The sequence below is a fragment of the Methylobacterium sp. CM6246 genome (genome assembly GCF_054818005.1).
Genome location: NZ_JBTXKY010000001.1, coordinates 3,845,001 through 3,871,504, shown reverse-complemented (window position 1 = coordinate 3,871,504; position 26,504 = coordinate 3,845,001). Strand labels below are relative to the sequence as shown.

General features: G+C 71.8%; 27 protein-coding genes (1 of these 27 only partly in view). 11 read left to right on the top strand and 16 right to left on the bottom strand.

Annotated features, from left to right (window positions below; all coding sequences use genetic code 11):
• Window positions 1–82: 82 nt before the first annotated feature.
• The gene (locus ACYQPG_RS18825; protein ID WP_147899101.1) at window positions 83–427 is read right to left on the bottom strand and encodes a hypothetical protein; all 345 of its coding nucleotides are present in this window, start codon (window positions 425–427) and stop codon (window positions 83–85) included.
• 161 nt (window positions 428–588) lie between these two features.
• Window positions 589–1,839 carry an AMP-binding protein gene (locus ACYQPG_RS18820; RefSeq protein WP_461231462.1) on the bottom strand — a complete coding sequence of 417 codons (1,251 nt, stop codon included), beginning with the start codon at window positions 1,837–1,839 and terminating at the stop codon, window positions 589–591.
• A gap of 514 nt (window positions 1,840–2,353) precedes the next feature.
• Between ACYQPG_RS18820 and ACYQPG_RS18815 the strand changes: the two genes are divergently transcribed.
• Window positions 2,354–3,136 carry an invasion associated locus B family protein gene (locus tag ACYQPG_RS18815; protein ID WP_461231461.1) on the top strand — a complete coding sequence of 261 codons (783 nt, stop codon included), beginning with the start codon at window positions 2,354–2,356 and terminating at the stop codon, window positions 3,134–3,136.
• A 200-nt stretch (window positions 3,137–3,336) separates the two neighbouring features.
• On the opposite strand, the gene hspQ is transcribed toward ACYQPG_RS18815, so the two are convergent.
• A complete protein-coding gene (gene hspQ / locus ACYQPG_RS18810) occupies window positions 3,337–3,675 on the bottom strand; it encodes a heat shock protein HspQ (protein WP_147909570.1) in 339 nt (112 codons plus the stop codon).
• 61 nt (window positions 3,676–3,736) lie between these two features.
• Window positions 3,737–4,501, bottom strand: coding sequence for a DJ-1/PfpI family protein (locus tag ACYQPG_RS18805; protein WP_147941825.1), 765 nt, complete (start codon window positions 4,499–4,501; stop codon window positions 3,737–3,739).
• Window positions 4,502–4,553: 52 nt separating this feature from the next.
• Here ACYQPG_RS18805 and ACYQPG_RS18800 point away from each other — a divergent pair, with 52 nt between their 5' ends.
• Window positions 4,554–5,537 (top strand): GlxA family transcriptional regulator, encoded by a 984-nt coding sequence (locus ACYQPG_RS18800; protein WP_461231460.1) that lies wholly within the window; start codon window positions 4,554–4,556, stop codon window positions 5,535–5,537.
• 5 nt (window positions 5,538–5,542) lie between these two features.
• Here the strand turns inward: ACYQPG_RS18800 and ACYQPG_RS18795 are convergent, their stop codons facing one another.
• The 6 genes from ACYQPG_RS18795 to ACYQPG_RS18770 form a co-directional block, all read right to left on the bottom strand.
• Complete coding sequence (locus tag ACYQPG_RS18795) at window positions 5,543–6,592, bottom strand: HpcH/HpaI aldolase/citrate lyase family protein (protein ID WP_147857554.1); 1,050 nt, start codon at window positions 6,590–6,592, stop codon at window positions 5,543–5,545.
• A gap of 175 nt (window positions 6,593–6,767) precedes the next feature.
• Window positions 6,768–8,108 carry a DUF2778 domain-containing protein gene (locus ACYQPG_RS18790; protein ID WP_461231459.1) on the bottom strand — a complete coding sequence of 447 codons (1,341 nt, stop codon included), beginning with the start codon at window positions 8,106–8,108 and terminating at the stop codon, window positions 6,768–6,770.
• Between the two features lie 277 nt (window positions 8,109–8,385).
• Window positions 8,386–9,705, bottom strand: coding sequence for an AmpG family muropeptide MFS transporter (locus ACYQPG_RS18785; RefSeq protein WP_461231458.1), 1,320 nt, complete (start codon window positions 9,703–9,705; stop codon window positions 8,386–8,388).
• Between the two features lie 218 nt (window positions 9,706–9,923).
• Window positions 9,924–13,544 carry a transcription-repair coupling factor gene (mfd, locus tag ACYQPG_RS18780; protein ID WP_461231457.1) on the bottom strand — a complete coding sequence of 1,207 codons (3,621 nt, stop codon included), beginning with the start codon at window positions 13,542–13,544 and terminating at the stop codon, window positions 9,924–9,926.
• A 615-nt stretch (window positions 13,545–14,159) separates the two neighbouring features.
• Window positions 14,160–14,390, bottom strand: a complete 231-nt coding sequence (locus ACYQPG_RS18775; RefSeq protein ID WP_147941392.1) for a hypothetical protein — start codon at window positions 14,388–14,390, stop codon at window positions 14,160–14,162.
• A gap of 14 nt (window positions 14,391–14,404) precedes the next feature.
• Window positions 14,405–14,701 carry an FAD assembly factor SdhE gene (locus ACYQPG_RS18770; protein ID WP_147857071.1) on the bottom strand — a complete coding sequence of 99 codons (297 nt, stop codon included), beginning with the start codon at window positions 14,699–14,701 and terminating at the stop codon, window positions 14,405–14,407.
• A gap of 204 nt (window positions 14,702–14,905) precedes the next feature.
• Here ACYQPG_RS18770 and ACYQPG_RS18765 point away from each other — a divergent pair, with 204 nt between their 5' ends.
• The 3 genes from ACYQPG_RS18765 (at window position 14,906) to ACYQPG_RS18755 (ending at window position 16,839) form a co-directional block, all read left to right on the top strand.
• Window positions 14,906–15,883 carry a quinone oxidoreductase family protein gene (locus tag ACYQPG_RS18765; protein WP_147941391.1) on the top strand — a complete coding sequence of 326 codons (978 nt, stop codon included), beginning with the start codon at window positions 14,906–14,908 and terminating at the stop codon, window positions 15,881–15,883.
• Window positions 15,880–16,506, top strand: coding sequence for a bifunctional nicotinamidase/pyrazinamidase (gene pncA / locus ACYQPG_RS18760; protein WP_147941390.1), 627 nt, complete (start codon window positions 15,880–15,882; stop codon window positions 16,504–16,506). The genes ACYQPG_RS18765 and pncA overlap by 4 nt, the downstream gene beginning before the upstream one ends.
• Window positions 16,507–16,638: 132 nt before the next feature.
• Complete coding sequence (locus ACYQPG_RS18755) at window positions 16,639–16,839, top strand: hypothetical protein (RefSeq protein WP_147909579.1); 201 nt, start codon at window positions 16,639–16,641, stop codon at window positions 16,837–16,839.
• Window positions 16,840–16,908: 69 nt separating this feature from the next.
• On the opposite strand, the gene ACYQPG_RS18750 is transcribed toward ACYQPG_RS18755, so the two are convergent.
• From ACYQPG_RS18750 to rimO, 3 genes are all read right to left on the bottom strand, one after another.
• Window positions 16,909–17,142: a hypothetical protein gene (locus ACYQPG_RS18750; protein ID WP_147941389.1), complete on the bottom strand. Its 234-nt coding sequence runs from the start codon at window positions 17,140–17,142 to the stop codon at window positions 16,909–16,911.
• A gap of 53 nt (window positions 17,143–17,195) precedes the next feature.
• The gene (gene dinB / locus ACYQPG_RS18745) at window positions 17,196–18,278 is read right to left on the bottom strand and encodes a DNA polymerase IV (protein WP_147941388.1); all 1,083 of its coding nucleotides are present in this window, start codon (window positions 18,276–18,278) and stop codon (window positions 17,196–17,198) included.
• 117 nt (window positions 18,279–18,395) lie between these two features.
• Complete coding sequence (gene rimO, locus ACYQPG_RS18740; RefSeq protein WP_147941387.1) at window positions 18,396–19,748, bottom strand: 30S ribosomal protein S12 methylthiotransferase RimO; 1,353 nt, start codon at window positions 19,746–19,748, stop codon at window positions 18,396–18,398.
• Window positions 19,749–20,142: 394 nt separating this feature from the next.
• Between rimO and pabB the strand changes: the two genes are divergently transcribed.
• From pabB to ACYQPG_RS18715, 5 genes are all read left to right on the top strand, one after another.
• The gene (gene pabB / locus ACYQPG_RS18735) at window positions 20,143–21,534 is read left to right on the top strand and encodes an aminodeoxychorismate synthase component I (RefSeq protein ID WP_246692944.1); all 1,392 of its coding nucleotides are present in this window, start codon (window positions 20,143–20,145) and stop codon (window positions 21,532–21,534) included.
• Window positions 21,531–22,154 carry an anthranilate synthase component II gene (locus tag ACYQPG_RS18730; protein ID WP_147941386.1) on the top strand — a complete coding sequence of 208 codons (624 nt, stop codon included), beginning with the start codon at window positions 21,531–21,533 and terminating at the stop codon, window positions 22,152–22,154. Before pabB ends, ACYQPG_RS18730 begins: the two co-directional genes overlap by 4 nt.
• Complete coding sequence (locus ACYQPG_RS18725) at window positions 22,141–23,016, top strand: aminotransferase class IV (protein WP_147941385.1); 876 nt, start codon at window positions 22,141–22,143, stop codon at window positions 23,014–23,016. The genes ACYQPG_RS18730 and ACYQPG_RS18725 overlap by 14 nt, the downstream gene beginning before the upstream one ends.
• Entirely contained in the window at window positions 23,013–23,429 is a 417-nt protein-coding gene (locus tag ACYQPG_RS18720) for a DoxX family protein (RefSeq protein WP_147941384.1), read from the top strand. Before ACYQPG_RS18725 ends, ACYQPG_RS18720 begins: the two co-directional genes overlap by 4 nt.
• 210 nt (window positions 23,430–23,639) lie before the next feature.
• The gene (locus ACYQPG_RS18715; protein WP_147941383.1) at window positions 23,640–23,882 is read left to right on the top strand and encodes a hypothetical protein; all 243 of its coding nucleotides are present in this window, start codon (window positions 23,640–23,642) and stop codon (window positions 23,880–23,882) included.
• 157 nt (window positions 23,883–24,039) lie between these two features.
• On the opposite strand, the gene attM is transcribed toward ACYQPG_RS18715, so the two are convergent.
• A complete protein-coding gene (gene attM, locus ACYQPG_RS18710) occupies window positions 24,040–24,831 on the bottom strand; it encodes an AttM family quorum-quenching N-acyl homoserine lactonase (protein WP_461231456.1) in 792 nt (263 codons plus the stop codon).
• Between the two features lie 360 nt (window positions 24,832–25,191).
• On the opposite strand from attM, the gene ACYQPG_RS18705 reads away from it, so the two are divergent.
• The gene (locus tag ACYQPG_RS18705) at window positions 25,192–25,749 is read left to right on the top strand and encodes a YciE/YciF ferroxidase family protein (protein WP_461231455.1); all 558 of its coding nucleotides are present in this window, start codon (window positions 25,192–25,194) and stop codon (window positions 25,747–25,749) included.
• Between the two features lie 163 nt (window positions 25,750–25,912).
• Here the strand turns inward: ACYQPG_RS18705 and ACYQPG_RS18700 are convergent, their stop codons facing one another.
• Together ACYQPG_RS18700 and mazG are read right to left on the bottom strand one after the other, a co-directional pair.
• On the bottom strand, window positions 25,913–26,242 hold the full coding sequence (locus tag ACYQPG_RS18700; protein WP_147941937.1) for a hypothetical protein: 330 nt from the start codon (window positions 26,240–26,242) through the stop codon (window positions 25,913–25,915).
• Between the two features lie 76 nt (window positions 26,243–26,318).
• Window positions 26,319–26,504, bottom strand: partial view of a nucleoside triphosphate pyrophosphohydrolase gene (mazG, locus tag ACYQPG_RS18695; protein ID WP_461231454.1) — the final stretch only. The gene runs 684 nt beyond the window's last position; the window shows 186 of its 870 coding nt (coding positions 685–870); its start codon lies off the right edge, out of view; the stop codon is at window positions 26,319–26,321.

The following is a 26,504-nucleotide window of genomic DNA, read 5'->3' as shown; positions in this document are numbered from 1 at the left end:
CTGCACTCCGGGACGGCGCGCGACCTAAGGTTGCCTCGCGGCACCCGCTAGGGCGGCGGAGCTTTGAACGAAAACTTATCGCTTAGAGGTCGGGCTGGGCGGCCACGTAGGCGCCGAGACGGGTGGCGAGGTCGACCGGGCCGCCGGCCCGGCCCTCGGCCGCGTCGCCGATCAGGAGGACCGGGATGCCGCGGTCCCGCAGTTGCGCGCGCAGGCGTGCGGCGCGGCGGGCGTAGGCCGGGTCCCGACGGGTCGGGGCCTGGAGCAGCACCGCCGCGGGGCGGGCGATCACGGCCAGGACATCGTCCGCCGCCTCCATCGAGGCGGTGACGCTCGCGTAGCCGAGGTTGGCCAGCTCGCCCGAAAGGGACCGGTCCACGGCGCGAACACCGTCATCGACCACGAGCACTTGTTGCAGCGCACCCATAGGCTTGAGCGGTACCTCATGAAGCGTGGCTTGGGAAGATAGCCAGAACCACAATCCGAAGCGAAACCCGCGAAGAAGCGGATCGGATCCGTCCGGTTGTGTGCGCGTGCGAGATTATCCGTCGTGCCTGAGCGCTGGATGAACCGAATGCCGTCCGCCGGTCAGGCGGTCTCGACACCGGTCACGGTCCCGCCGGCCGAGACCGGCCGGTAGCCCGAGTTCCGCCAATCCTGGGGGTCCAGGTCGGGAACGCCGCCACGGGGGAGGGGCGCCGCCGCGCAGGCCAAGCCGCGATAAACCAGGCCCCGATAAACCGGGCCGCGATCGAGGAATGCGAGATCGAGGAGCGCTCGGGGCAGGGGCGCCCGCTCCGGATGGGCCAGTGTCGCGGCGAGGTCGCGGCCGCCCGGTCGCGTGAGGACTACGTCTTCGTCGAACACCAGCGAATCGAGGCGGCGCGGGCCGGCCGATTCGGCGACGGGGCCCGGGATCAGGTGCGTGGGCGCCCGGTGGACCACGTGGAGGGCCCGCACGGTCCAGGGCAGGGGCAGGGCGGCGAGCGCCGCCTCGATCAGGGACGGGACCACGAGGCGCGTCGGCACCGGCCGCATCAGGCCGGCCCGGAACCCCGCCTCGTCGAAGGGAATCACGGTCTCGAGGCTGGCCCCGGCCGCCAGCGCCGCGCCGAGGCCGGTGACCAGTCCGCGCAGGTCGTGGGCCGGCAGGAGCGTCAGGATCCGCTCGTCCGCCGTCACCGGCAGCACGTCGAGGTGGACGTCGATCGCCGCGGCGAGCGCTGCCGCGCTGCGGTAGACCGGCCGGGTCGGGTCGGCCGCCGCGAAGGTCACGAGGCCGCGGCTCGCGACCGGCTCGACGACCCCGCGCTCCAGAGCCATCGCGTCGAGGCTGATCACGCCGTCCGGGACGCCCGGCCCGAAGGCGGCGAGGTAGCGCAGGCCGAAATGGCCCATGGCCGCCTGGGCGAGGTCCTCGGCCGGACGGCGCGCACCGCGGCGGCCCTCCGTCAGCACCGCGACCAGGCCGGCGGACGCGATCCCGGCCGAGAGCTGCCCGGCATCCCAGAGGGCGGGCATCGGGCAGGGCAGGTGGCCGGCCGCCTCGACGGCCAGGTGGGCGAGGGCCGATTCGGCGCCGCCGGAGAACCACAGGCCGACCCGGCTGCCCGCGGGCAGCCGCCAGGCGCCGATCCCGCGCGCGAGCCGGCCGACGATCTCCGCCGCCGCCGCGTAGGTCCAGGTGATCGGCGGGCGCCCGCACCACGCCGCCCGGTCCCCCGAATCACGCAGGGCCGTGCGCTGCGGGCCGGACCGAGCCGCCGCGAACAGGCTGGCGGACAGCCCGCCGGACCGCGCGGACGCGTCCGGCGCGGCGTCGGCCGTCCTCTCCGCCACCGCGAACGCGCTCAATCCGACCCCCGCTCAAACCGCAGATCCATCCGCATGGTCGGCCGGCCATGGTTAACCCGCGCCTAAGATGCGCTCACTTGAAATCGGCTCGCTTGGGCGAGGCTGTCGCCAGCCCTTGGGCGAGGCTGTCGCCGCGCCACACGTCCGGATCACGGTGGCGCGTGGGGGCCGTGCACGCGGGCGCGGCCAACGTCGCGCTTGCGGCCGGGGAGGCAGGAGCCTATCGGAGGCCGCTGCGGCACGACGCGCTCCGAGGGCGCTCGATGCCGTGGTGTCATGCCTTCGCCTCATTCGGAGGGGACAGGCAGGCCGCCCGGTCGCTGGGGCGGGCGATGCGCGCATGAGGCGCCCATCCTCGCCCGATGGTCGGACCGATTCATCCGGAGCCCCGGGAGGCACGCCACGGCGGTGCGTGCCCGGGCGGTCCGGCGGACCAGCCCGTCAGGCCGGCTCCGCATTCCGCAAGCCACACCACGTTTCTTCAAAGGGGTCAGAGCCGATGTCCTTCACCCGCCCCGCGACGCTGGCACGCGCCGCCCTCCTCGGCCTTGCGGGCCTCGGCCTCGCGGCCGCCCCGGCGCTGTCCCAGGCGAAGAAGCCCGCGGCCCCCGCGCCGACCGCGCCCGCCCCCACCGCACCGAACACTCCGGCCGCCAACACCCCCGCCGGCGGCGCCGCGCAGGCCGGTCCCCAGATCGTGACCGTGAAGTCCGAGCCGAGCCAGGCCGACTGGACCAAGGTCTGCGGCAAGGACCAGGGCTCCGGCACCGACATCTGCTACACGACGCGCGATTTCGTGTCCGACCAGGGCCAGCCCGTGCTGGCGGTGGCCGTCTACGAGATGAAGAACGCCGCGCAGAAGCAGGAAGTCCGCGTGGTGCGCTACCTGCTGCCGCTCGGCCTGCTGCTGCAGCCGGGCATCCGCTTCAACGTCGACGGCCAGGCCGCGACCCCGGGCCGCTTCGCGGTCTGCTTCCCGAACGGCTGCTTCGCCGAGGCCGGCGGCGTCGATGCCGGCGTCGTCGCCGCGATGAAGAAGGGCACGAGCCTCAACGTCTCGGTCCAGAACCAGACCCAGCGCGAAGTCACCTTCGCGGTGCCGCTGGCCGGCTTCGGCAAGGCCTTCGACGGCCCGGCCATCGACCCGAAGGTCCTGGAAGAGCAGCAGAAGAAGCTGCAGTCGGAGCTGGAGAAGCGCTCCGAGGACATGCGCAAGAAGCTCGAGCAGCAGGGCAACGCCGCGCCGGCGGCCGGCGCCGCGCCCGCTCCGGCCGCGAAGTAACGCCCCGGCGGATTGAGATCGGGGGCCGGACCGCGAGGGCCGGCCCCTTTTTCATGCGCGATCGCCGGCGCCAAGCGTCCGGGCTCCGCCAAAGGCTTGCGAGCCCGGACCTGGGAAGCACAGCCTCAACCGACCGGACCCCACGAGTCCGGGGCCGGGCACGGCGTGCCGGCCGGCTCCTTCGAAGACCTGCAAAAAAATCAGTTCCGGACGCGGTCGCGCACGCGGTAGCCGCCCACGGCGTCGCGCTCGAACATCTCGGCGATGCCGGCGTGGCGCAGCGCCTCGCCGGAGGTGTCGGGCAGGAGGTTCTGCTCCGACACGTAGGCGACGTACTCGGTCTCGGCGTTCTCGGCGAGCAGGTGGTAGAACGGCTGGTCCTTGCGCGGCCGGACATCCTCGGGAATCGCCAGCCACCATTCCTCGGTGTTGTCGAACACCGGGTCGACGTCGAACACGATACCCCGGAACGGGTAGATCCTGTGACGCACCACGGCGCCGATCGCGAACTTCGCGGTTCTCAGTGTTACGTCCGTCATGACTCTGCCCGCCCAGAGCGGACAGATAGGACCGATGCCGAGTCGTGTCACCGGGCCGGCGTCATCTCCCGGTGACCGGCGTGCGATTTGGCAAGTCGTGGATCTCGGGATCTGAAATGCCGAGTTCGGCCGCGATCGCCCGGGCGGTGGCCTCGCGCCGGGCGGTGATCCCGGCCGCCGCCTCCCGGGCCCGGGCCAGGATCGCCGGCGGGGCGCTGCCGGGCGTGCCGCTGTCGAACGGCGGCTCGGGGGCGTATTGCATGCCGAGCTGGATCAGCCGGGCGGCATCGTCGCCGCGCAGCTCCGCCGCGAGCTGTAGCGCGCCGTCGATCCCCGCGGTGACCCCGGCCGCGAACAGCCAGGTGCGGCCGTCGGCATCGGGGTCGATCACCACCCGCGCGTCCACCGCCTCCGCGCCGAACCAGGGCAGCAGGTGGACCGCGTTCCAGTAGGTCGTGGCCCGCCGCCCGACCAGCAGCCCCGCCGCCCCGAGCAGCAGCGCGCCGGTGCAGACCGAGAAGACGTGGGAGGCGCCCGAGGCCTGGCTGCGGATCCAGCCGAGCACGGCGGCGTCGCGCATCAGCGCCTCCTGGCCCTGGCCGCCGGGGATGTGCAGCACGTCGAGGCGCGGCGCCTGCGCCAGGGTGGCGTCGGGGGTGATCCGGAGGCCGCGCACGTCGCGCACCGGGTCCAGGCTCGGCCCGTAGATCCGGTAGGTCGAATTGGGGATCCGCGACAGAACCTCGAACGGCCCGGTGAGGTCGATCTGGTCGAGCCCCTCGAACAGGAGCGAACCGATCTGCAGGTGGGTCTCGGGGGGAATCATGCGGGCCTCCGTGCTGGACAGGGAGACCTTACCGCGGCACGGTCTGGCCGAGATGCCAAAGACCCCTCGTTTCTCGCCAGATCTCCCGCGCGCCGTGGAGCTGCTGGCCTTCCCGGCGGTGCAACTGCTCGACGTCGCCGGGCCGCTCCAGGTCTTCGCCACCGCGAACGACCTGAGCGGCGGGCTTGCGCCCTACGCGCCGCGGGTGATCGCGGCCGGCGACGGGGCGCTCACCGCCTCGGCCGGCCTGCGGCTGGTGGCCGAGCCGCTGCCGGAGTGCGGCGCGCCGGTGGACACCCTGATCGTCGCGGGCGGGCCCGGCGTCACGGCGGCCTGCGCCGACCCGGCGCTGGTGGCCTGGGCGCGGGACCGGGCCGGGCGGGCGCGCCGGGTCGCCTCGGTCTGCACCGGGGCTTTTTTGCTCGGGGCCGCCGGGCTTTTGGACGGGCGGCGGGCCGTGACCCACTGGAAGCATTGCGGTGCCCTGGCCCGACGCTATCCGCTGGCCCGGGTCGAGCCCGACCCGATCTTCGTGCAGGACGGCCCGGTCTGGACCTCCGCGGGCGTCACCGCGGGGATCGACCTGGCGCTAGCCCTGGTCGAGGCCGATCTCGGCCGCGACCTCGCCCTGGCGGTGGCGCGCCACCTCGTGATGTTCCTGAAGCGCCCCGGCGGGCAGGCGCAGTTCAGCGCGGCCTTGGCCCTGCAGGCCGGGGAGGACCGCTTCGCCGCCCTGCACGCCTTCATCGCCCAAAACCTGTCGGGGGACCTGTCGCTCCCGGCCCTGGCGGAGGCCGCCGGGATGAGCGAACGCAGCCTGAGCCGGCACTACCGGGAGGCGACCGGCCTCACCCCGGCCAAGGCCGTGGAGCGCCTGCGGATTGAGGCGGCCCGGCGGGCGCTGGCCGAGACCGCGCAGCCGGTGAAGCGCATCGCCCGGACCTGCGGCTTCGGCTCCGAGGAGACCCTGCGGCGCAGCTTCCTGCGGCACGTGGCGGCGACGCCGCAGGAGTATCGGGCGCGGTTCGGGGGGTGAGGGGGCTACCCCAGCTGATACACCGCCGCCAGTTCCGGATCCTTCGCGGCGACCAGCTTGGCCAGATCCACGATGACCTTGGCCTGCTTCCAGGTGGCGTCGTCCTGCATCTTGCCGTCGAGCATCACGGCACCGGTGCCGTCGGGCATGGCCGCGACGATGCGGGCCGCGAACGCCACCTCGGCGGGGTCGGGGGCGAAGACCCGCTTGGCGATCGTCACCTGGCTCGGGTGCAGCGTCCAGGCGCCGGCGCAGCCCATCAGGAAGGCGTTGCGGAACTGCGCCTCGCAGGCATCGCCGTCGGAGAAGTCGCCGAACGGGCCGTAGAACGCCTTGATGCCGTTGGCCATGCAGGCATCGACCATCTTGGCGATGGTGTAGTGCCACAGGTCCTGCTGGGCGGTGGCCCGGGGCGCGTCGCCCGCGGGGTCGCTGAGCACCCGGTAATCCGGGTGGCCGCCGCCGACCCGGGTGGTCTTCATGCCGCGGGAGGCCGCCAGATCGGCCGGGCCGAGGCTCATGCCGTGCATCCGCGGCGAGGCCGACGCGATGGCGTCGACGTTGGCCACGCCCTCGGCGGTCTCCAGGATCGCGTGGATCAGGATCGGCTTGGTCACCCCGTGCCGGGCCTCGAGCTGGGCGAGCAGCTGGTCGACGTAGTGGATGTCCCACGGCCCCTCGACCTTGGGCACCATCACGACGTCGAGCTTGGATCCCACCTCGGCGACGATGGTGAACAGGTCGTCCAAGATCCAGGGCGAGTTGAGGGCGTTGATCCGGGTCCAGAGGCCGGTGCCGGTGGCGGCGAAGTCGGTCGCCTGCGCCATGGCGACGAAGCCCTTGCGGGCGGCCTCCTTCTGGTCGGCCGGGACCGCGTCCTCCAGGTTGCCCAGCACCACGTCGACGGTGCCGGCGAGCTCGGGCACCCGGGCGCGGACCTTGTCGTTGTGGGGCGGGACGAAGTGGATCATCCGCTCCAGCCGCACCGGCAGCTCGCGGAACGGGGCCGGCGCGCCGGTGGCGAGGGGCTGGAAGAAGCGGCGGGGCAGTTTCATGATGGGCCTCTTGTAACGGGCTTGGCGTCTGGCCCGTTAAGGCAGGCTTGGGGCGGCGCGTAAAGGCGCTGGCCGTCCAAGCCCCCTCCGACTTTCGGGGCAGCCGCCCGGAGCCGTTCCCGGCCGTGGTGCGATCGGGAGACCGGCCCGCGATCCCCGCTACGACGTGCGCGCGTCAGCCCCGCCGGCCCGGGCGGTCGGCCATGCCGACCCGGCTGCCGAAGAAATCGCCGCTCTTGCCGGCCACCACCACGAGGCGGCGGACCTCGCCCCGCAGGAACGCCTGCAGGAAGCGGTTGTAGTCGCGGAACGAGACGCAGCCGTTCGAGGCGCCGGGCTGGCGCAGCATGTAGGTGTGGGCGAGCAGGCCATCGCGGCCGTGGATCGCGGCGCTGCCGCCGACCGGGTTGAGGCGGATCGCCCGGACCCCGTGGAACAGGCGCTCGCGCTCGGTCAGGTCGTAGGTGCCGGGGGGCGTCGAGCCGCGCATGCGCAGGTGGACGTAGCGCGGGTCGTCCATGGCCTCGCCGAGGCCGGAATGAGCCTCCAGCACATCGCCGGAGGGGAGGGTCACGGTGCGGGCGGTGATGTCGTAGACGGCGGTGCCGGCGACCGAGTCCGGGGCGGCGCTGATCCGGGTGCGCGGCGCCTCCTGCGGCAGGGCGTCCGGGCTGGCATAGGCGAGCGCCTGACGCGACTCCGCGCGGGGCGCGGCGGCGCCGACGCCGAACAGCGTCTCGAGGAAGGACGGCTCCTCCGCCATGGCGGCGCGGAACACGTCGCGGGTGCGGGGCAGGGCGCGGGCCGCCACCCGGGGCGCCGGGGCCATCGCGGCCACCGCGGCCGGGCGCCGCAATTCGGACGGCCGGGCGACCGGTAAGGGGACGAGATTGGGCACGCGGGCGGCGGGCGGCGGCTCGGCGGCGGCGATCCGGACCGGCGCCCTGGACGGCGCGGCGGTGGCCTGCGTGATCGGGGCCTGAACGACGGGAATCGGGGCCGGCTCGGCGGACGCCATCCGGGCCTGGACCACCTTGCGGGCGACCTTCTGGGCGATCTCCCGGACCGCCGGGGACGGCTCGGCCACCGCGACCTGGAAGGACGCGGCCGGGGGCGGCGCCCCGAAAGCGGTGGCGGCGCCGGAGCCGAGCGCCGGGCTGGGATCGAGCATCCAGGCAATGCTCGGCCGCGGCGCGGGCCGGGATGCGGGGGCGGGCTGTGCCTCGGCGGCAGGGGCGGTCTCGCTCCGGGTGGTCGGCCAAGCGGTCGACCAAGTGGTCGGCAGGCCGTGCGGCAGGGTCAGCACGGTCCAGCCGGCCATGGACAGGGCGGCCAGCGAGATCAGCGCCGTCAGCCGGGCGCGGCGGCGGGCGCGCCGCATGGCGCTCGGGTAGGGGGCCCGGCCCGGGGGCGCGTAGGCCGCCTCATAGACGAGGCGCGGGTAGGGCGCCGGCACGGAGGCCAGGAGAGGGGCCGCGTCGCGGTACGCGGGTCGGGAATACGCAACCTGGGCCATGCGGGAACTCGCGTACGCGCTTCCCCGTATGGCAGCCGTCGCCGTTCGCCCGCGGAGGCTTTTTCCGCGCACGTGGCCTGGGCTGCCCGTCTGGGGAGGACATCAACCGTCCAGCCCATTAGGCCTCGGCGTGGTTAATCTTGGCTAAAGAGCCGGCGACGTCGGACGCACCGCCCTGGAACACGCTCGGACGGCGTGCGGAACACCGCACACGCGCCCCGAAAACCGGTCGCCGGCGCGCGAAGACTGTGGAGATCGCGCACGCGTCCGCGGGCCGTCACCCGGCCGGCGCCTCCATGGGCCCGTGGCGGCGCGCCACCAGGAGGCACAGCAGCGCCACCGGCACGCCGATCAGCGAGGTGCCGACGAAGAACCACGTGAAGCCGGTCTGCTCGATGACGAATCCCGACAGCCCGGCGAGCAGGCTGCCCGGCAGGGCGCAGAGCGAGGTCAGCAGGGCGTACTGGCTGGCCGCGTGCTCGGTGGCCGCGAGCCGGGACATGTAGGTGATCAGCACGATCGACGCGAAGGCGTAGGCGAAGCCGTCGATCCCGACCGTCACCGCGAAGGTCCAGAACGCCGCCCCGCCATGGCCGCCGTGCCAAGCGAGGTAGGCCAGCGCGAGATGCGACGCGGAGGCGACCACGGTGCCGATCAGCAGGCTCGCCATCATGCCGATCCGCGGGATGATCCCGCTCGCCAGGAAGGTGCCGCCCAGCGCGATCCAGAAGCCGAACAGCTTGGTCACCGTGGCGATGTCGGTGTTGGTGTAGCCCAGCGTCTTGAACAGCGGGATCGCCATGGTGCTCGACACGTAGCCGGGCATCCGGAAGCCCGCCACCAGAGCGAGCACCGGCACCGCCAGGGGCCCGAGGCGGGCCAGCAGGTCGCGGATCGGCGCCCAGACGGTCTCGACGAAGCCGCCGGGCGGCAGCGGCGCGGCGGGGGGCTCGGGGGCCAGCAGCGCCGCGATCGTGCCGGGGGCGAGCAGCACCGCCATGCACAGGTAGGCGGTGCGCCAGCCGTAGGCGTCGGACAGGTAGAGGGCGCCGGCGCCGGCCGCGAGGTTGCCGACCCGGTAGCCGATCTCCGACCAGGACGACATCAGCGCCTGCCGCTCGGGCGGCGCCGCGGTGATGCGCCAGCCGTCGATCACCACGTCCTGGGTCGCGCCCGCCACCCCAAGCGCCAGGGAGAACGCCACCGTCCAGCCGAGCCAATGCGCCGGATCGCCGAACGCCACCCCGGCGAGCGCCAGCGCCACCAGGATCTGCGTGGCGACGATCCAGCCCCGCCGCCGCCCGAGCCAGCGCCCGAGCAGGGGCGCGTCGTGCCGGTCGAGGAACGGCGCCCAGAGGAACTTGAGCTTGTACGCGATGGTCAGCTCGCTCATCAGGCCGATCGTCGCCAGCGGCACCTTGGCCTGGACGAGCCACGCCGACTGCGTCGCGTAGACGAGCAGGAACGGGATGCCCTGCGCGAAGCCCAGCCCCAGCACCGCCCCGACCCGCCGGTCGGTGAACAGGGGCGTCAGGAAGGCGTTCGTTTCGGACTTGGCCGGGCCGGACGCACCGGTGGCCTGCGCCGGGTTTGCCATCCACGCGTCTCCTGGGGTTCGCGACGGTGAGAGCAGAGATGGGCGGGAGGCGCAACACGCGACGGTCCCACCCGCCACCTCAGCCTGAAGCGCCCGGAGCCCTCGAAGGAGGGGCCCCGGGAGCGCGGGGCCGGCTGGCGGCCTCGTTCGAGACCCGCTGCACGCTCACCTCACGGTGAGGGGGATCGTTGGCGGAGCCCTTGTCCCCACCCCGCCCCTCACGCCGCCTTCTTCACCCGCTCGGCGATCTTCACCAGGCTGCGCAGCACCTCCGTGGCGGTCTTGAGCCGGGCCGGGATCGTGGTCAGCTCGCGCACGAACACGACGCTCATGTCGGGCCGCACCTTGGCGAAGGAGGCCTGCTCGGCCACGAACGCCACCAGCCCCTGCGGGTTGGCGTAGGATTTGTCCCGGAAGTGGACGACCACGCCCTTCGGGCCGGCCTCGACCTTCTCGACGTTGGCCTTGAGGCACAGGATCTTGATCGTGCCGATCTTGAGGAGCTGCTCCACCTCCGGCGGCAGAGGCCCGAACCGGTCGATCATCTCGGCCCCGAAGCTCTCCATCTCGGCATCGTCCTGGAGGGTGGCGAGCCGGCGGTAGAGGGACAGCCGCGCCCCGAGATCCTCGACATAGGTCTCCGGGATGGTCACCGGGGCGCCGAGCGCGATGGTCGGCGACCACGCCTCCTCGGGCACGTCCTCGATGCCGGCCTTGAGCGCCGTGACCGCGTCCTCCAGCATCTGCTGGTAGAGTTCGTAGCCGACCTCCTTGATGTGGCCGGACTGGGCGTCGCCTAGGAGGTTGCCGGCGCCGCGGATGTCGAGGTCGTGGCTGGCCAGCTGGAAGCCGGCGCCCAGCGTGTCGAGGGTCTGCAGCACCTTGAGCCGCTGCTCGGCCTGGGTCGTGAGCTGGCGGTTGGCCGGGGTGGTGAACAGCGCGTAGGCCCGGGCCTTCGAGCGGCCGACGCGGCCGCGCAGCTGGTAGAGCTGGGCCAGGCCGAACATGTCGGCCCGGTGGACGATCAGCGTGTTGGCGGTGGGGATGTCGAGGCCGGATTCGACGATGGTGGTCGAGAGCAGCACGTCGAACTTGCCCTCGTAGAACGCGGTCATCACGTCCTCGAGCTGGCCCGCCGCCATCTGGCCGTGGGCGATCGCGACCTTGATCTCCGGCATCTCGGCGTCGAGGAATTTCTTCACGTCCGCCAGATCTTCGATTCTGGGCACGACATAGAACGACTGGCCGCCGCGGTAACGCTCGCGCAGCAGCGCCTCCCGGATCGTCAGCGGGTCGAACGGGGTCACGAAGGTGCGCACCACCAGCCGGTCCACCGGGGGCGTCGCGATGATCGACAGCTCGCGCACGCCGGTCATGGCGAGCTGGAGCGTGCGCGGGATCGGGGTCGCCGAGAGCGTCAGCACGTGGACATCCGCCTGGAGCGCCTTCAACCGCTCCTTGTGGGCGACGCCGAAATGCTGCTCCTCGTCGACGATGATCAGGCCGAGATCCTTGAACGCGATGGTCTTCGCCAGCAGCGCGTGGGTGCCGACCACGATGTCCACCGTGCCGGCGATCAGGCCGGCCCGGGTCTGCTTCATGTCCCCGGCCGAGACGAACCGGGACAGCTGGGCGATCTGGATCGGCAGGCCCTTGAAGCGCTCGGTGAAGGTCCGGAAGTGCTGGCGGGCGAGCAGGGTGGTCGGCACGATCACCGCCACCTGCTTGCCGGCGATCGCCGCCGCGAAGGCGCCGCGCAACGCCACCTCGGTCTTGCCGAAGCCGACATCGCCGCAGACCAGCCGGTCCATCGGCCGCCCGGCATTGAGGTCGTCCAGCACCGCGTCGATGGCGTTGGCCTGGTCCTCGGTCTCCTCGAACGGGAAGCGGGCGGCGAACTCGCCGTAGAGCCCCTCCGGCGCCTTGAGGACCGGGGCCTTCCGGACGAAGCGCTGGGCCGCGACCTTGATCAGCTCGCCCGCCATCTCGAGGATGCGGCGCTTCATCTTGGCCTTGCGGGCCTGCCAGGCCCCGCCGCCGAGCCGGTCCAGGGCGACCTCCGAATCCTCCGAGCCGTAGCGGGTCAGGAGTTCGATATTCTCCACCGGCAGCAGCAGCAGGCCGCCGGTGTAGCTCAGCTCCAGGCAATCGTGCGGCGCGCCGGCGGCGTGGATCGTCTTCAGGCCGGAGAACCGGCCGATGCCGTGGTCGGCATGGACCACGAGGTCGCCGGGCTGCAGCGCCTGCACCTCCAGGATCACGTCCTGGGGCCGCTTGGCCTTGCGCTTCTGGCGCACCAGCCGGTCGCCCAGGATGTCGCCCTCGGAGACCACGGCGAGCTCGCCCACCGTGAAGCCCGCCTCCAGGCCCCAGACCGCCACGGCGGAATCGGCGCCGCGCTTGAGCGCGTAGACGTCCGACAGGCGGGTGATCGCCACGGGCTTCCTCAGGCCGTGGTCGGTGAGCACGCCGCAGAGCCGGTCGCGGGAGCCGTCGGACCAGGATCCCAGGATCACGTGATGACCGGATCCCTGGAGGTCGCGGATATGGGCCACCGCCGCGTCGAACACGCTGGCGCTCTCGTTCGCGCGCTCCGGGGCGAAGGTGCGTCCGGCCTTGGCGCCGCAATCGATCACCGCGCGCTCGGGGGAATCCGGCTGCGCGAACGGGGTCAGCCGGGCCACGGTCGCGGTCGCGATCCGCTCCTTGAACTCGTTCGGGGTCAGGTAGAGGGCGCGCGGCGGCAGCGGCTTATAGGGGGCGACGCCGGACTGGGGCGTCTTCATCGCGCCCTCGCGGGCTTGGTAGTAATCCTGCACGAGGCTGATCCGCTCGGCGGCGGCGTCCTCGACCTGCGGGTCGAACACCAGCGGCACGCCGCCGAGATAGTCGAACAGCGTGTCGAGCCCGTCGTAGAACAGCGGCATCCAGTGCTCGAGGCCGGCATAGCGGCGGCCCTCGCTCACGGTCTCGTAGAGCCGGTCGTCGCGGGTCGCCGCGCCGAAGCTCTGGATGTAGCCCTGGCGGAAGCGCCGGATCGTCTCGGTGGTGAGCTGGACCTCGCTCATCGGCATCAGGTCGAGCGAGCGCAGCTGGCCGGTGGTGCGCTGGGTCTCCGGATCGAAGGCGCGGATCGATTCCAGCGTGTCGCCGAAGAAGTCGAGGCGGATCGGCACCGGCAGGCCCGGCGGCGACAGGTCGAGGATGCCGCCGCGCACCGCGTACTCGCCCGTGTCCCGCACCGTCCCGGTGCGCAGGAACCCGTTGGCCTCGACCCAGGCGACCACGTCGTCCATCGCCACGACGTTGCCGATCGCGGCCGAGAACGCCTCCTTGGCGATGTGGCCCCGGGGCGGCACCCGCTGCACCAGCGCGTTGACCGTGGTGCAGAGGATGCGCGGGCGGTCCTCGGCCGAGCGGGTCCGGGCCAGGCGGGCCAGCGCGGTCATCCGGGCGGCGGCGGTGGCCGTGGTCGGCGAGACCCGGTCGTAGGGCTGGCAGTCCCAGGCCGGCAGGTTCATCACGTCCATCTCGGGCGCGACGAAGCCGAGCGCCGATTGGAACGCCGCCGAGCGCCCGGAATCGCGCGCCACGTGGACCAGCACCGCGGGGGCGTCGACGGTGGGCGCCAGCGCCCGGGCGAGGTCGGCCACCGCAAGCGCGTCGAACCCCTCCGGGGCGTTCGCCAGGACCGGGCTGTCGCCGCGCTTGAGCGCGTCCAGCACCTGCGCGAGCGCCGAGGACTTCGGCAGGGCGAAGCGCGCGGCCTGCGGCTTGGCAGCCGGCTTGGCGGCCGGGGCAGGGGGCTTCGGGGAGGATTTCGGCTGGGGCTTGGCCATCGGGTCTTTCGCGGGGAATCCCGCCGGGTACTGGGAGGGCTGACGCGGGCCGGCGTTAGCCCATTGAGCCGTCGTGATAAAGCATCCCGACGGCCGGCGTTCGGGCGGCTGACGGTGCCCTATATGGCGGCGACGCTCCAGCAGGGAACGTGTGTTCGGTTGCGTTTCGGGGACGCGCCCTCTTGCCGGGGGCGCGGCACTTTCGACGCGCTGGTCGATCGGAGGGGGCGCGCCCGCCATGGCGCATGCCGACGCGATCCTGTTCACGCACCGGGCGGATGGAACGCCGGTTCAGCGCCGGCCCGATGGCGCATCACGGCCGGTGGTTGCCGTGAGCGACCGCGCCCAGCGCGCGGCCCCGCCGGACGATAGAGATCGCGCATGTGCGTAGGGCCGACCCGGATCACCCCGGCCGCGACGGGGCCTCCTGGAAGCGGGCGATACCGGTTCGAAGCGCCGTCATTCCGGGGCGCCGCAGGCGAGCCCGGAACCCGGAAACGCTATCCGTGCAGGAGCTTGGCACATCACGCGTCGCGCCATGGCCTGCTCGGAGGTGGAAGCCCGGATCGGCCGCCACCCCTGCGCGCGGCCGGGACGGGGCGCTGAGCCCCACCCCTACGCGTCGGGCCCCACGAGCTCCGCGAGCGCCGCCTCGACCCGGCCGCGGAAGAAGTCGGCGTTGGGCATGGTCTGGGTCATCGCGGCGGCCCGGCTGGTCGCCTGCCGCAGGATCTCCGCGCGCAGCGCCGGGTCGTCGCGCTCCATCATCTCCAACATGATGCGCACCACGAGTTCGGTCGCGATCGACCGGGCGGGGTGATCGTAGGGGGGCTTGGGCTCGTCCATCGCGCGCTCTCGGGTCAGGAATGGATCGGTGCGTCGTGCCGGTGGAACGCCCGCACGCGGCGCCAGACCGCGGTGTCGTAGTTCGACGGCGTCTCGGCCTCGCCGGTGAGCCACTTGAACAGGTCGCGGTCCGGCACCTCGATCAGCGCCTCGAATTCGGTGAGTTCCGACTCCGACAGGGTGCCGATCTCCGCGTCGGCGAAGCGGCCCATGATTAGGTCCATCTCGCGGATGCCCCGGTGCCAGGACTGGAACAGCAGGCGGCGGCGGCGCGGGTCGAGGTCGGCGCTGGTGCGGGTGGTGCCGGACATTGTTCGGGACTTCCGGTCAGAGGGTGGTCAGCATCAAGATAGGCTGCGCGGGGGGCCGGATCCAGGATTGGGATTCCGGGTTTCGGGTTTCAGATCGGGCCGCAACCGCAGGGCGAACGGCAAAAAGCAATTGCCTCCGGCGGGGCCTCCGTTATCTCGAGTCCGCGACGTCCCGGCGCAACGGGACTTGAGCGGAGTACGATGATGCCGAAGGCGATCCGGGTCTACGAGTACGGCGGCCCCGAGGTGATGAAGTTCGAGGATGTGCCCCTGGCCGAGCCGGGCCCCGGGCAGATCCGGGTCCGCCAAGCCGCCATCGGCGTCAACTTCATCGACATCTACTTCCGCACCGGCGCCTACAAGTCGCCGCACCTGCCCTACACCCCCGGCAAGGAGGGCGCCGGCACCGTCACGGCGGTGGGCGAGGGGGTCTCCAACATCAAGACCGGTGACCGGGTGGCCTACGGCTCGGTGCCGGACGGCTGCTACGCCGAGGAGGCGGTGATCCCGGCCGCGGCGGCTGTTCCGATCCCCGACGGCGTCGACGAGAAGACCGCCGCCGCCATGATGCTGAAGGGCCTGACCGCCGAGTACCTGCTGCACCGGACCTACGCGGTGAAGCCCGGCGACACGATCCTGTGGCACGCGGCCGCCGGCGGCGTCGGCCTGATCGCCTGCCAATGGGCCAAGCACCTCGGCGCCACCGTGATCGGCACCGCCGGCAGCCCCGAGAAGGCCGAACTGGCCAAGCAGAACGGCTGTGACCACGTCATCCTGTACCGCGAGGAGGATGTCGCCAAGCGGGTGCGCGAGATCACCGGCGGCAAGGGCGTGCCGGTGGTCTATGACGGCGTCGGGCAGGCGACCCTGATGGGCTCGCTCGACAGCCTCGCGCCGATGGGCCTGCTGGCGAGCTTCGGCTCGGCCTCCGGGCCGATCACCGGCCTCGACCTCGGCCTGCTCGCCCCGCGCGGCTCGCTCTACGTGACGCGGCCGACCCTGGCGACGTTCTCGTCGAACCGCACCACCCTGGAGGAGGCGGCCGCCCGCCTGTTCAAGGTGGTCGGCGACGGCGCCGTGAAGATCGCCGTCAACGCGACCTACCCGCTCGCCGAGGCGCAGACCGTGCACCGGGACCTCGCCGGACGCGAGACCACCGGCTCGATCGTGATGCTGCCGTGACACCCGGCGCCGCCGACCTGCTCCTCGTCATCGACGTGCAGGTCGACTTCCTGCCGGGCGGGGCCCTCCCCGTCCGGGACGGCGACGCGGTGGTCGCGCCGATCAACGCGCTCCAGCACCGCTTCCGCCACGTGGTGCTGATGCAGGACTGGCATCCGGCCGACCACGTCTCCTTCGCCGACACCCATCCCGGGCGGGCCCCGTTCGAGACCGTGGCGCTGCCCTACGGCCCGCAGGTGCTGTGGCCTCGGCACTGCGTCCAGGGCAGCCTGGGCGCGGGCTTCGCGCCGGGGCTGGCCACCGACCGGGCGAGCCTGGTGGTCCGCAAGGGCCTGGACCCCCGGGTCGACAGCTATTCGGCGTTCCTGGAGGCCGACCGCATCACCCGCACTGGGCTCGCCGGCGCGCTGGCGGAACGCGGCATCACCCGCGTCGTCCTGTGTGGCCTCGCGACCGATTTCTGCGTGCTCTGGAGCGCGCTGGATGCCCGCGACGCGGGCTTCGAGGTCCAGGTGGTGGAGGATGCCGTGCGCGGGATCGACGTGGACGGCTCGCTCGCTCGGGCCTGGGCCCGGATGGAGGCGGCCGGCGTGCGCCGGATCGGGTCGGCCGAGATCGCGTAGCGCGCCATCCCGGCGGCTGGCTGTCGGCGCGTGGGGGATCGGCGGGGGATCGAGAGGCGAACCGCCGCACGGCGACCGCGCGACCGCCCCCGTCTCGACGCGTTGGACTGGCACCAGCCAACAGGAGCCAGCATGTCAGGCAAGCACCCGAAGACCGATACGCCCACGGACGCCGACCTCAAGGGCAATCCCGGGATCGGCACCTCGAAGGGCATGACCGGCGCCGACCCTGAAGATCTGGAGGCGGATTCCACCTTCGAGGGCGACGTCGAGAACGAGACCAAACCCGACGGCGGCATCGACCCGAACCACCGCCCGCGCAAGAACGCCTAATTCCAGACGCCTGATCCGAGAAGCCTGATCCGAGAAGCCCGCTGACGCCCATGGCCCGGGCCATGGGCGTCAGCGGGCGCGGGTCGGCGCCTTCGGGCGCTGCGGCACGGCGGTCCCATCGGTGAGGAAGCCGGCGCCCGGGCCGCCCGAGGACACGTAGAGCTGCGGCGGGCTCGCGCTGTAGCCCCGCAGCAGGATCGCGTTGGCGGCCCTGAAGGACGCGGTGCTGTCGGCGCGGGCGGCACCCACCGGGACGCCGAGCAGCAGGGCGGTCGCCAGGGCCAGGGAGATCGATTTCGACATTGGGACGGGACCTTTTGGTTCGTGAGGTGGCGGGCAACGCCGGCCGAGGCGGATCAGAGCCCGAGCCCGAGCTGCAGCGGCTCTTCCTTCTCCCCCTGCTCGAAGCTCGAGAGCGCGATCCCGATCAGCCGCGCGCTGCGCCGGAGGGGAAACAGGCCGGAGAGCAGTTCCAGCCCGATCCGCTCCAGGGCGGCCCGGTCGACCACCGGGGCGGGGAGGGACCTCGCCCGGGTGACCTGGGCGAAATCCGAGAACTTCAGCTTCAGGGTCACGGTCCGGGCCCGCATCCCCTTGGCCTCGGCCCCGCCCCAGACCTTGTCGAACAGGGGCGCGAGCCGCTCGGCCAGGATCGTGAAGGCGGCCGTATCCTCCGAGAAGGTGGTCTCCGCCCCGATCGACTTGCGCACCCGGTGGGCGCGGACCGGCCGCATGTCGAGCCCGCGGGCGACCGCGTGATAATAGGCCCCGGCCGACCCGAAGGTCTCGCGCAGGCGGTCCGGATCCCAGGCGCGCAGGTCGGCCCCGGTCTCGATGCCGAGCCGCTTCATCTTCGCTTCGGTGACCGGGCCGACGCCGTGGAACCGGCCGATCGGCAGGGCGGCGACGAAATCCGGCCCCATGGACGGGGTAATGACGAACAGGGCGTCAGGCTTCCTGAAGTCGGAGGCGACCTTGGCCAGGAACTTGTTGTACGAGACCCCGGCCGAGGCGACGAGGCCGGTGCGCTCCAGGATCTCGGCCCGGATCGCCTTGGCGACCGCGGTCGCGGTCGGAAGGCCCAGCAGGTTCTCGGTGACGTCGAGATAGGCCTCGTCCAGGGCGACCGGCTCGATCACCGGCGTGTGCCGGGCGAACACCGCCCGGATCTCCTCTGAGACCGCCCGGTAGACCTCGAAGCGCGGCTTGACGAACAGCAGGTCCGGGCAGAGCCGCCGGGCGGTGGCCGACGGCATGGCCGAGCGCACGCCGAACCGCCGCGCCTCGTAGCTCGCCGCCATCACCACGCCGCGCTCCCGGGAGCCGCCCACGGCGAGCGGCAGCCCGCGCAAGACGGGATCGTCGCGCTGCTCCACGGAGGCGTAGAACGCGTCCATGTCGATATGGATGATCTTGCGGAGCGCGACCTCCGGATCCATCGCAGCCTCGGGGTCCGGACTGAAGTTCCTGCTATGTTCCAGACATGCCAGACCGGACGCCCGGGTCAACCGCTCCGATCCGACGGCGCACAGGGGATTGCGCGCAATCCGGGACCATCAGGTCACGGTGCCGTAGAGGTCGTAGGCGTCGGCCCGGTCGATCTTCACGGTGACGATGTCGCCGGAGCGCACCGGGCGCCGGAACGCGGCGTGGACGTTGCCGTCGATCTCGGGGGCGTCGGCCTTCGACCGGCCCTTGGCGATCCCGCCCTCGACGGAATCGACGATCATGGCCAGCCGCTTGCCGACCTTGGCCCGCTGGAGCCGCAGCGAGATCGCGTTCTGCGTCTCCATGAACCGGCGCTTGCGCTCGGCCTTCAGCTCCGGCGGCACGAGGTCGCCCAGGGCGTTGGCGGTGGCGCCGGCCACGGGCTCGTACTCGAAGCAGCCGACGCGCTCGAGCCTGGCCTCCTGCAGCCAGGCCAGCAGCTCCTCGAACTCGGCCTCGGTCTCACCCGGGAAGCCGACGATGAAGGTCGAGCGGATCGCGAGGTCCGGGCAGGTCTGCCGCCAGCTGCGGATCCGGTCGAGCTGGCGCTCCTGGTTGCCGGGCCGGCGCATCCGCTTGAGCACGGAGGGGCTGGCGTGCTGGAGCGGCATGTCGAGGTAGGGAAGCACCTTGCCCTCGGCCATCAGCGGGATGACCTCGTCCACGTGCGGGTAGGGGTAGACGTAGTGCAGCCGCACCCAGGCCCCGAGCTCGCCGAGCTCCTTGGTCAGGTCGTAGAACTTCGCCCGCACGCTCCGGTCGCGCCACGGGCTCTCGGCGTAGCGGATGTCGACCCCGTAGGCGCTGGTATCCTGCGAGACGACCAGCAGCTCCTTCACGCCGGCCTTGACCAGCTTCTCGGCCTCCCGCAACACGTCGCCGGCCGGGCGGCTGACGAGATTCCCGCGCAAGCTCGGGATGATGCAGAAGCTGCAGCGGTTGCTGCAGCCTTCCGAGATCTTCAGGTAGGCGTAGTGGCGCGGGGTGAGCTTGATCCCCTGCGGCGGGACGAGATCGAGGAACGGGTCGTGGGCCGGAGGCACCGCCTCGTGGACCGCCGCCACCACGGATTCGTAGGCCTGCGGCCCGGTCACGGCGAGCAGGTCCGGGTATTTCGCGCGGATCTCTTCCGGCTGCGCGCCCATGCAGCCGGTGACGATCACCCGGCCGTTCTCGGCCATGGCCTCGCCGATCGCCGAAAGCGATTCCGCCTTGGCCGAATCCAGGAACCCGCAGGTGTTGACGATCACCACGTCCGCCCCGTCGTGGCGGCGGGCCAGCTCGTAGCCCTCGGCGCGCAGGTGCGTGAGGATCCGCTCGGAATCGACGAGCGCCTTGGGGCAGCCGAGCGAGACGAACGAGATTTTCGGGGCGGCCCCGGGGACGGCGTCCCGGGGGGCGGGCGTGGCGGTTGCGGTCATGGTCGCATTCGGAAGACGGGTCGGACGCCACCCTCGCGTGCGGCCGGTGGATCGGGTCGCACGGCGCGCGAGGACAGGCATTCGGGATCGCGCCCCTATAGCGGTTCTGACGCGCTCGCGCGAGACCGGCCGCCGCAGGGGTACCCGGCCCCGCGCGGGAGGCTCGGCGCAGGAGGTACGGCACATCGCCGAAACTTGGCTGTTCGCAGGGCTTTGCCGGCGGCTCCTGAGATCCCACATCAGGTGCGGCCCGCCGTCTCCCGAACCCGGGACGGACCCCGACCGCCCGCGACGGGTGGGGCCTTGCGCGGAACTGCCGCTTTCCCCGCGGCATCGCCTGTGCAACGGCAGCGTGCGGGGCGCGTGCCCTCAGGACATCAGCCCGAACCCGGTCATGTGGACCCAAGAGATCTGGACCCGAGAGATCCCCTTCGTCGATCCCGTCGCGGCGGCCGCCCGGCTGCGGCCCCTGCCGGATCTCGCCTTCCTCGACAGCGCCATGCGGCACGACGCGCTGGGGCGGCACTCGATCGTGGCCGCCGACCCGTTCGCGCGGTTCCGGTTCCGGGATGGGCGCGCGACGCTGGACGGGCGCCCGGTGTCGGGCGGCCCGTTCGCTGCGCTGCGGGCCTGCCTCGCCCCCTACCGGGTCGAGCCCGATCCGGACACCCCGTTCCCGGGCGGGGCGATCGGCTATCTCGCGTATGATCTCGGCGCGCAGCTGGAGCGGGTCGCAGCCCCGGCCCGGCGGGCGGGGCTCACCGACGACATCGCGGTCAACCTCTACGACACGGTGCTGGTGATCGACCACGCCGCCGGGACGTGCCGGCTCGTCGCCACGGGATTTCCCGAGACCGAGCCGGCCGCCCGGCAGGCCCGCGCCGAGGCGCGGCTCGCCGCCTTCACCGACCGGCTCGGCACCGCGACCGAGCCCGAGGAGGCACCGCCCCAACCCGCAAAAAACCTCGCGTGGCACTCGAACTTCGACCGGCAAACCTATGAAGAGGCTGTCGAAAAGGTCCGCGCCTATATCCGGGCGGGCGATATCTACCAGGCCAACATCGCCCAGCGCTTCAGTGCCGACCTGCCGACGGGCTTCGACCGGTTCGCGCTCTACCGGCGCCTGCGCGCCACCAATCCGGCGACCTTCGGGGCCTATCTGGAACTGGCCGGGCTGACCGTCGCGTCGTCCTCCCCGGAGCGCTTCATCCGGCTCGACGGCCGGCACGTCGAGACCCGGCCGATCAAGGGCACCGCCCGCCGGCTCGACGACCCGGAGGCCGACCGGGCCGCCGCCAAGGCGCTCCTGGCCTCGGTCAAGGAGCGGGCCGAGAACGTCATGATCGTCGACCTGCTGCGCAACGACCTGTCCCGGGTCTGCGCGCCAGGCAGCGTCGCCGTACCCACCCTGTGCGGGCTGGAGACCTACGCCAACGTCCACCACCTGGTCTCGGTGGTGACTGGGACCTTGCGCGATGGGCTCGACGCCCTCGACCTGCTGGAGGGCACCTTCCCCGGGGGCTCGATCACCGGCGCCCCGAAGATCCGCGCCATGGACATCATCACCGAGATCGAGGGCGACGCCCGGGAGCTCTATTGCGGCGCCATCGGGCGGATCGGCTTCGACGGCGCGCTCGACACCGCGATCGCGATCCGCACCGTGTTCATGGACGAGACCCGGGCGGTCCTGCAGGCCGGCGGCGGCGTGACCCTGCTGTCGGAGCCGGGCCCGGAATACGACGAGACGCTCGCCAAGGCCGCCCGGGTGTTCGAGGCCTTCGCATGATCCTCGTCCTCGACAACTACGATTCCTTCGTCTTCAATGTCGTCCGCTACCTGGAGGAGCTGGGCGAAGAGGTCCGGGTGGTGCGCAGCGATGCGGTCGACGTCGCCGGCATCCGGGCGCTCGCCCCGGATGCCCTTGTGGTGTCGCCGGGCCCCTGCACCCCCGCGGAGGCCGGCATCTCGCTGCCGGCGATCCGCGACCTGTCCGGCGCGGTGCCGATCCTCGGGGTCTGCCTCGGCCACCAGGCGATCGGCGCCGCGTTCGGCGGCACGGTGGAGCGCGCGCAGCGCCCCCTGCACGGGCAGGCGACCCCGATCGCGCACCGGGGCGAGCGGCTGTTCTCCGGACTGCCCGCGCCGATGCCGGTCGGGCGCTACCACTCGCTGGTGGTCACCCCGGGCCCGGACATGGACAAGCACCTCTCGGTCGACGCGGTCTCGCAGGAGGGCGAGGTGATGGCGCTCTCGCACCGGACCCACCCGACCTACGGCATCCAGTTCCACCCGGAATCGGTGCTGACCGAGGGCGGCCACGCCCTGTTCGCCAATTTTCTGGGACTCGCCCGCGCCTGGCGCGACGAGCGGGGCCACCGGGGCAGGGGCGACGATGCTGTGGCGTGACGGGACGATCGTCCCGGGGACGCAGGCGTCCCTGGACCACACCGACCGCGGCCTGACGCTCGGCGACGGCCTGTTCGACACGGCGCTCGCCCTGGGCGGCCGGGTGGCCTTCGAGGAGGCCCATATCGCCCGGCTCGTCGCCGGGGCGGAGACCCTCGGGATCCCCGCCGAGGCGGACCGGATCCGCGCCGCCATGCGGGCGCTCGCCGGGCAGGGGAATGACAAAGGTAGGGGGGACGACGACCGGCTGGCGATCCGCACCACCCTCACCCGCGGCTCCGGCCCACGCGGGCTGAAGCCGCCGGAGGATCCGCATCCGACCCTGTTCGCCACCGCGGCGCCGAGCGCGAAGGGCGCGGCCTTCGCGCGCCTGCGGTTGTGGCCGACGGGGATCGCACGCAACGACACCACCCCGGCCGCCCGGCTCAAGACCCTGGGCTATCTGGACGCCGTGCTGGCCGCACGCGAGGCCGCCGCTTCGGGCTTCGACGAAGCGCTGTTCTGCAACACAGGCGGCCGCGTCGCCTGTGCGGGCACCGGCAATCTGTTCGCCCTGTTCGGCGACACGCTGATCACGCCGCCGCTGGCCGACGGCGTGCTCCCCGGGATCGTCCGTGCGGAGGTGCTGGGGCTGGCAGGGGCGTGCGGATTGCGCCCGGAGGAGGGCTCGCTGAGCCTGCCCGCGTTCCTCCGCGCCGAGGCCGTGTTCGTCACGAACTCCCTGCGGCTGCTCGCCCCCGTGACCGCGATCGGCGCGACCGGCTTCGCCAGCGCGGAACACCCGGCCGTGGCCCGGCTGACGGCGGCGCTCCGAACCGCAATCGCCCGCGCCTGCGGCGTCGCGGAAGACCGGGTAGGATGAGCGAGCCGAGGCCTGAGGCCTGGCGGCGCCGGCTGCGCTACGGGCTGGCCCTAGTCTATGCCGGGATCGGGATCGTCCACCTCTTGGCCGCCGACGCGATGCTGCCGCTGATGCCGGACTGGGTGCCGGCGCCGCGGTTGGTGATCCTGGCCACCGGCCTGTGCGAGATCGCCGGGGCGATCGGGCTTCAGACCCGGTCGCTGCGCCGGGCGGCCGCGATCGGGCTCGCCGTCTACGCGGTCTGCGTCTACCCGGCCAACCTGAAGCACGCCTTCGCGGCCGTCCACGTCGAGGGCATCCCGGATTCCTGGTGGTACCACGGACCCCGGCTGGCGTTTCAGCCGGTCTTCGTCTGGGCGGCGCTCTGGGCCGGCGGTCTGATCGACTGGCCATTCGGCGCGCGCCGGCGCTGAGGCGCCGGCCGGTCGATCCCCGGGCGGCCCGGCATTCGTCGCGCCCCCAGGACAGGACGGCGAGCAATCCCTGAGAAACCGTGATCACAGGATCCCCGGATCGCAGGCTCACGGCAGGCTTTGATCCCGGGATCACTGCGGATAGACTGCGGTGCGGTCGCCGCACGCGCTGGAACATCGCGTCGCACGGCCCCGATACGGGCGAACTGCATGACCAAGCGCCGCGAGGCCGGCCGAACGACACCGCTCGCCGACACGCTGCCGGAGCAGGCCGCGGTCGAGCGCGCCATCGAGGCCGTCCTCGACCGCCTGCGTCCCAAGGACCGCCAGGAGACCAAGAATCGCCAGGACGTCAGGGACCGCCCGCAACCCAAGTCAGCTGGCCCAGCCACGTCCCGCCGCCCGGCGACCGAGGCCCCCCGGAAGCCCGGTCCGGTCCGGAAGGCCGATTGAACGGCCGGATGCGGCCGGGCGCAGCCCCGCGCTCCGAAGGGCAAAGATTGCCCCCCAGGACGATCGTGTCGCGCACCTTGCCGGGTCTCGGAACCGGCAGGGTGCGCATCGATCCGCATCGTGCCGAAAGACGGCGGCCGCCTTTCGGCACGCTGCGCTAAGCGTAGAAGGCGGGGGCCTTCTTGAACATCGGCCACGCATCCGGATCGTGACCGGTCACGATCTCGGCCCCCGTCTTGTTGGCGATGCCGTGCAGTTTCTGGACCGAGCGGACGCAGTCGACGGCCGAGGCTAGGAAGGCCGGCAGCGCTTTCTGGTTCCAGTGATCGAGCGTGTAGGCCGCGTCGATCGTGAGCAGAACCGGTCTCGAAGCCGGCAACCGCACCAGAACCGATTGATGTCCAGGGGCGTGCCCCGGGGTAAACACCGTCGTCAGCGTGCCGTCGCCGTAGATGTCATGATAATCGTCGGCTGACCCGTTCAGGAAGTGCCACTTGAGATTGGGCCGGTCGAAATCAGCGCGGGTATAGCCACCTCGGGCGAACCAGTCCGGCGTGAACGCATATTCGTATTCCGACCGCTGGACGATGTGCGTGGCGTTCGGGAAGCGGCCGATCGCGCCCGTATGATCGAGGTGCAGGTGGGATTGAAGGACGTAGCGAACGTCTTCCGGATTGATCCCGAGGCGGCGCAGCTGGTCGACGCAACCCTCCTCCTTTCGGAGCACGGGATAGTAGACGTCGGCGATGCTGCCCCAATAGGCGTGGGGATTTTCCGCGACCTCCACCGCGTCGCCGCCATCGATGATGGTATGTCCGGCCGGATGCATGATCAGAAAGAACTGCACCGGAATCTCAAAATCCGCATCGTCGCCCTGGTTCATCTTGATGTTGTGAACCTTGCACTTCAGCGAGCCGGACTGGAGCATATATAGCTTTATATCGATCATTTTCCCCCAAAATTCAATACTTATGCTACAGAATTCCCCCTCGGACGATCGATTTCAGTCACATTCATAATGTCGATTGGGATATCAATACTCGGATCTCGATCACAAAGACTGAAGATCCGGGCCACAGAGTGTAGCGCGAAGCCTTCGTCTTCTTCAAGCGCCTTGGCGAACGTCAGTGGCGGCGTGGGCGCGGCCGTGACGCGCCGGCCCGGCGACGCCGGTCCGGGCGTGCCAGGGCACGGCCAAAAAGTTCCTCCACAGAACGAAGATATCGCCCGGAAACGACGGGGCGGACCGGCGTTCCCCGTCCGGAAGCCGCGTCCCCGAGACGGCGGCCCGCACTGGAGACGGACAGCCATGGCCAAGCCGAAGACGCTGCACGACGCCTTCTACGAGACCCTGAAGGACGTCTATTACGCCGAGAAGCAATCCGTGAAGGCGCTTAAGAAGTCCGCCAAGGCGGCCGAGCACCCGGAGCTGCGCCAGGCCTTCGAGACCCATGCCGAGGAGAGCGCCCAGCAGGTCGAGCGCCTGACCCAGGTGTTCGAGATCATCGGCAAGCCCGCCCGCGCCAAGACCTGCGAGGCGATGCAGGGCATCACCTCCGAGATGGAGGAGGATCTGGAGGATTTCGCCGACAGCCCGGCGGCCGACGCGGTGCTCGCCGCCTGCGCCCAGGCGGTGGAGCATTACGAGATCGCCCGCTACGGCACCCTCAAGACCTGGGCTCGCCAGCTCGGCCACGAGGAGGCCGCCAAACTGCTCGACGAGACCCTGCAGGAGGAGAAGAAGACCGACGTGCTGCTCTCCAAGATCGCCGAGACGATCAATGCCGAGGGCACCCCGGCGGACGACGACGCCGAGGTTCCGAAAGGCGAGGCTCCAAAAGGCAAGGCTCCGAAGAAGGCGGCCTGAGCGCGGCTGCGGCGGAGGAGGGGAGTCCGCTCCTCCGCCGGCCCAGGGATACGCGTTTCCGAGGGGCCCAGCCCCGGCCGTTGTCGGGTGCGCGGATCAGGCTGGAATCGGGCCGACCGTATCCGTCAGGTGCCCCGGCACAGGTCCGAGCCCCCCAAAAAAGTCACTTCGCGGTCTCGATCGCGCTGAGCGGCGTCCAGTAGCAGCGATCCTGCCCGCTCGTCGGGGCGAGACATCCGTAGGTCACCGTCCGGTTCTCGAGCCGGACCGCTTCGCCGAGCTTCCACGACCGGCACTCGCCGCTGGCCAGGCTGCTCTTCAGGAGCTGCCCGAACGCCACCTCTTCGCCGGCCATGACCAGCTTGAACAAGCGATCGGTGACCTCCGGGGCGTGGCAGCCGAACCGCTCCTGGACGATGGTTTCGGCGCGCGCGTCCCGGGGCAGGGACACCATGACGGCGAGGGCGGCGAAGGCGGAAAGGAGGATGCGCATGGGCCAAGGATAAGCGCCGACCGCCGCCTGTCGAGCCCTCGGACCGGGGGCGCCATGCGGGGGAAAGCCGCGCCCGCTACCGCTTCTCGTCCCGCTTCACCGCCTGCCAGGCGGCCTCCATGGCGGCGAGATCCGAACGGCCGAGCGCCCCGCCCGCAGACGTCAGGTGCTCCGCCATGGCGGCGAAGCGGCGCTCGAACTTGGCGGTTCCGTCGCGCAGCGCGGTCTCGGGATCGATCCCGGCATGCCGGGCGAGGTTGGC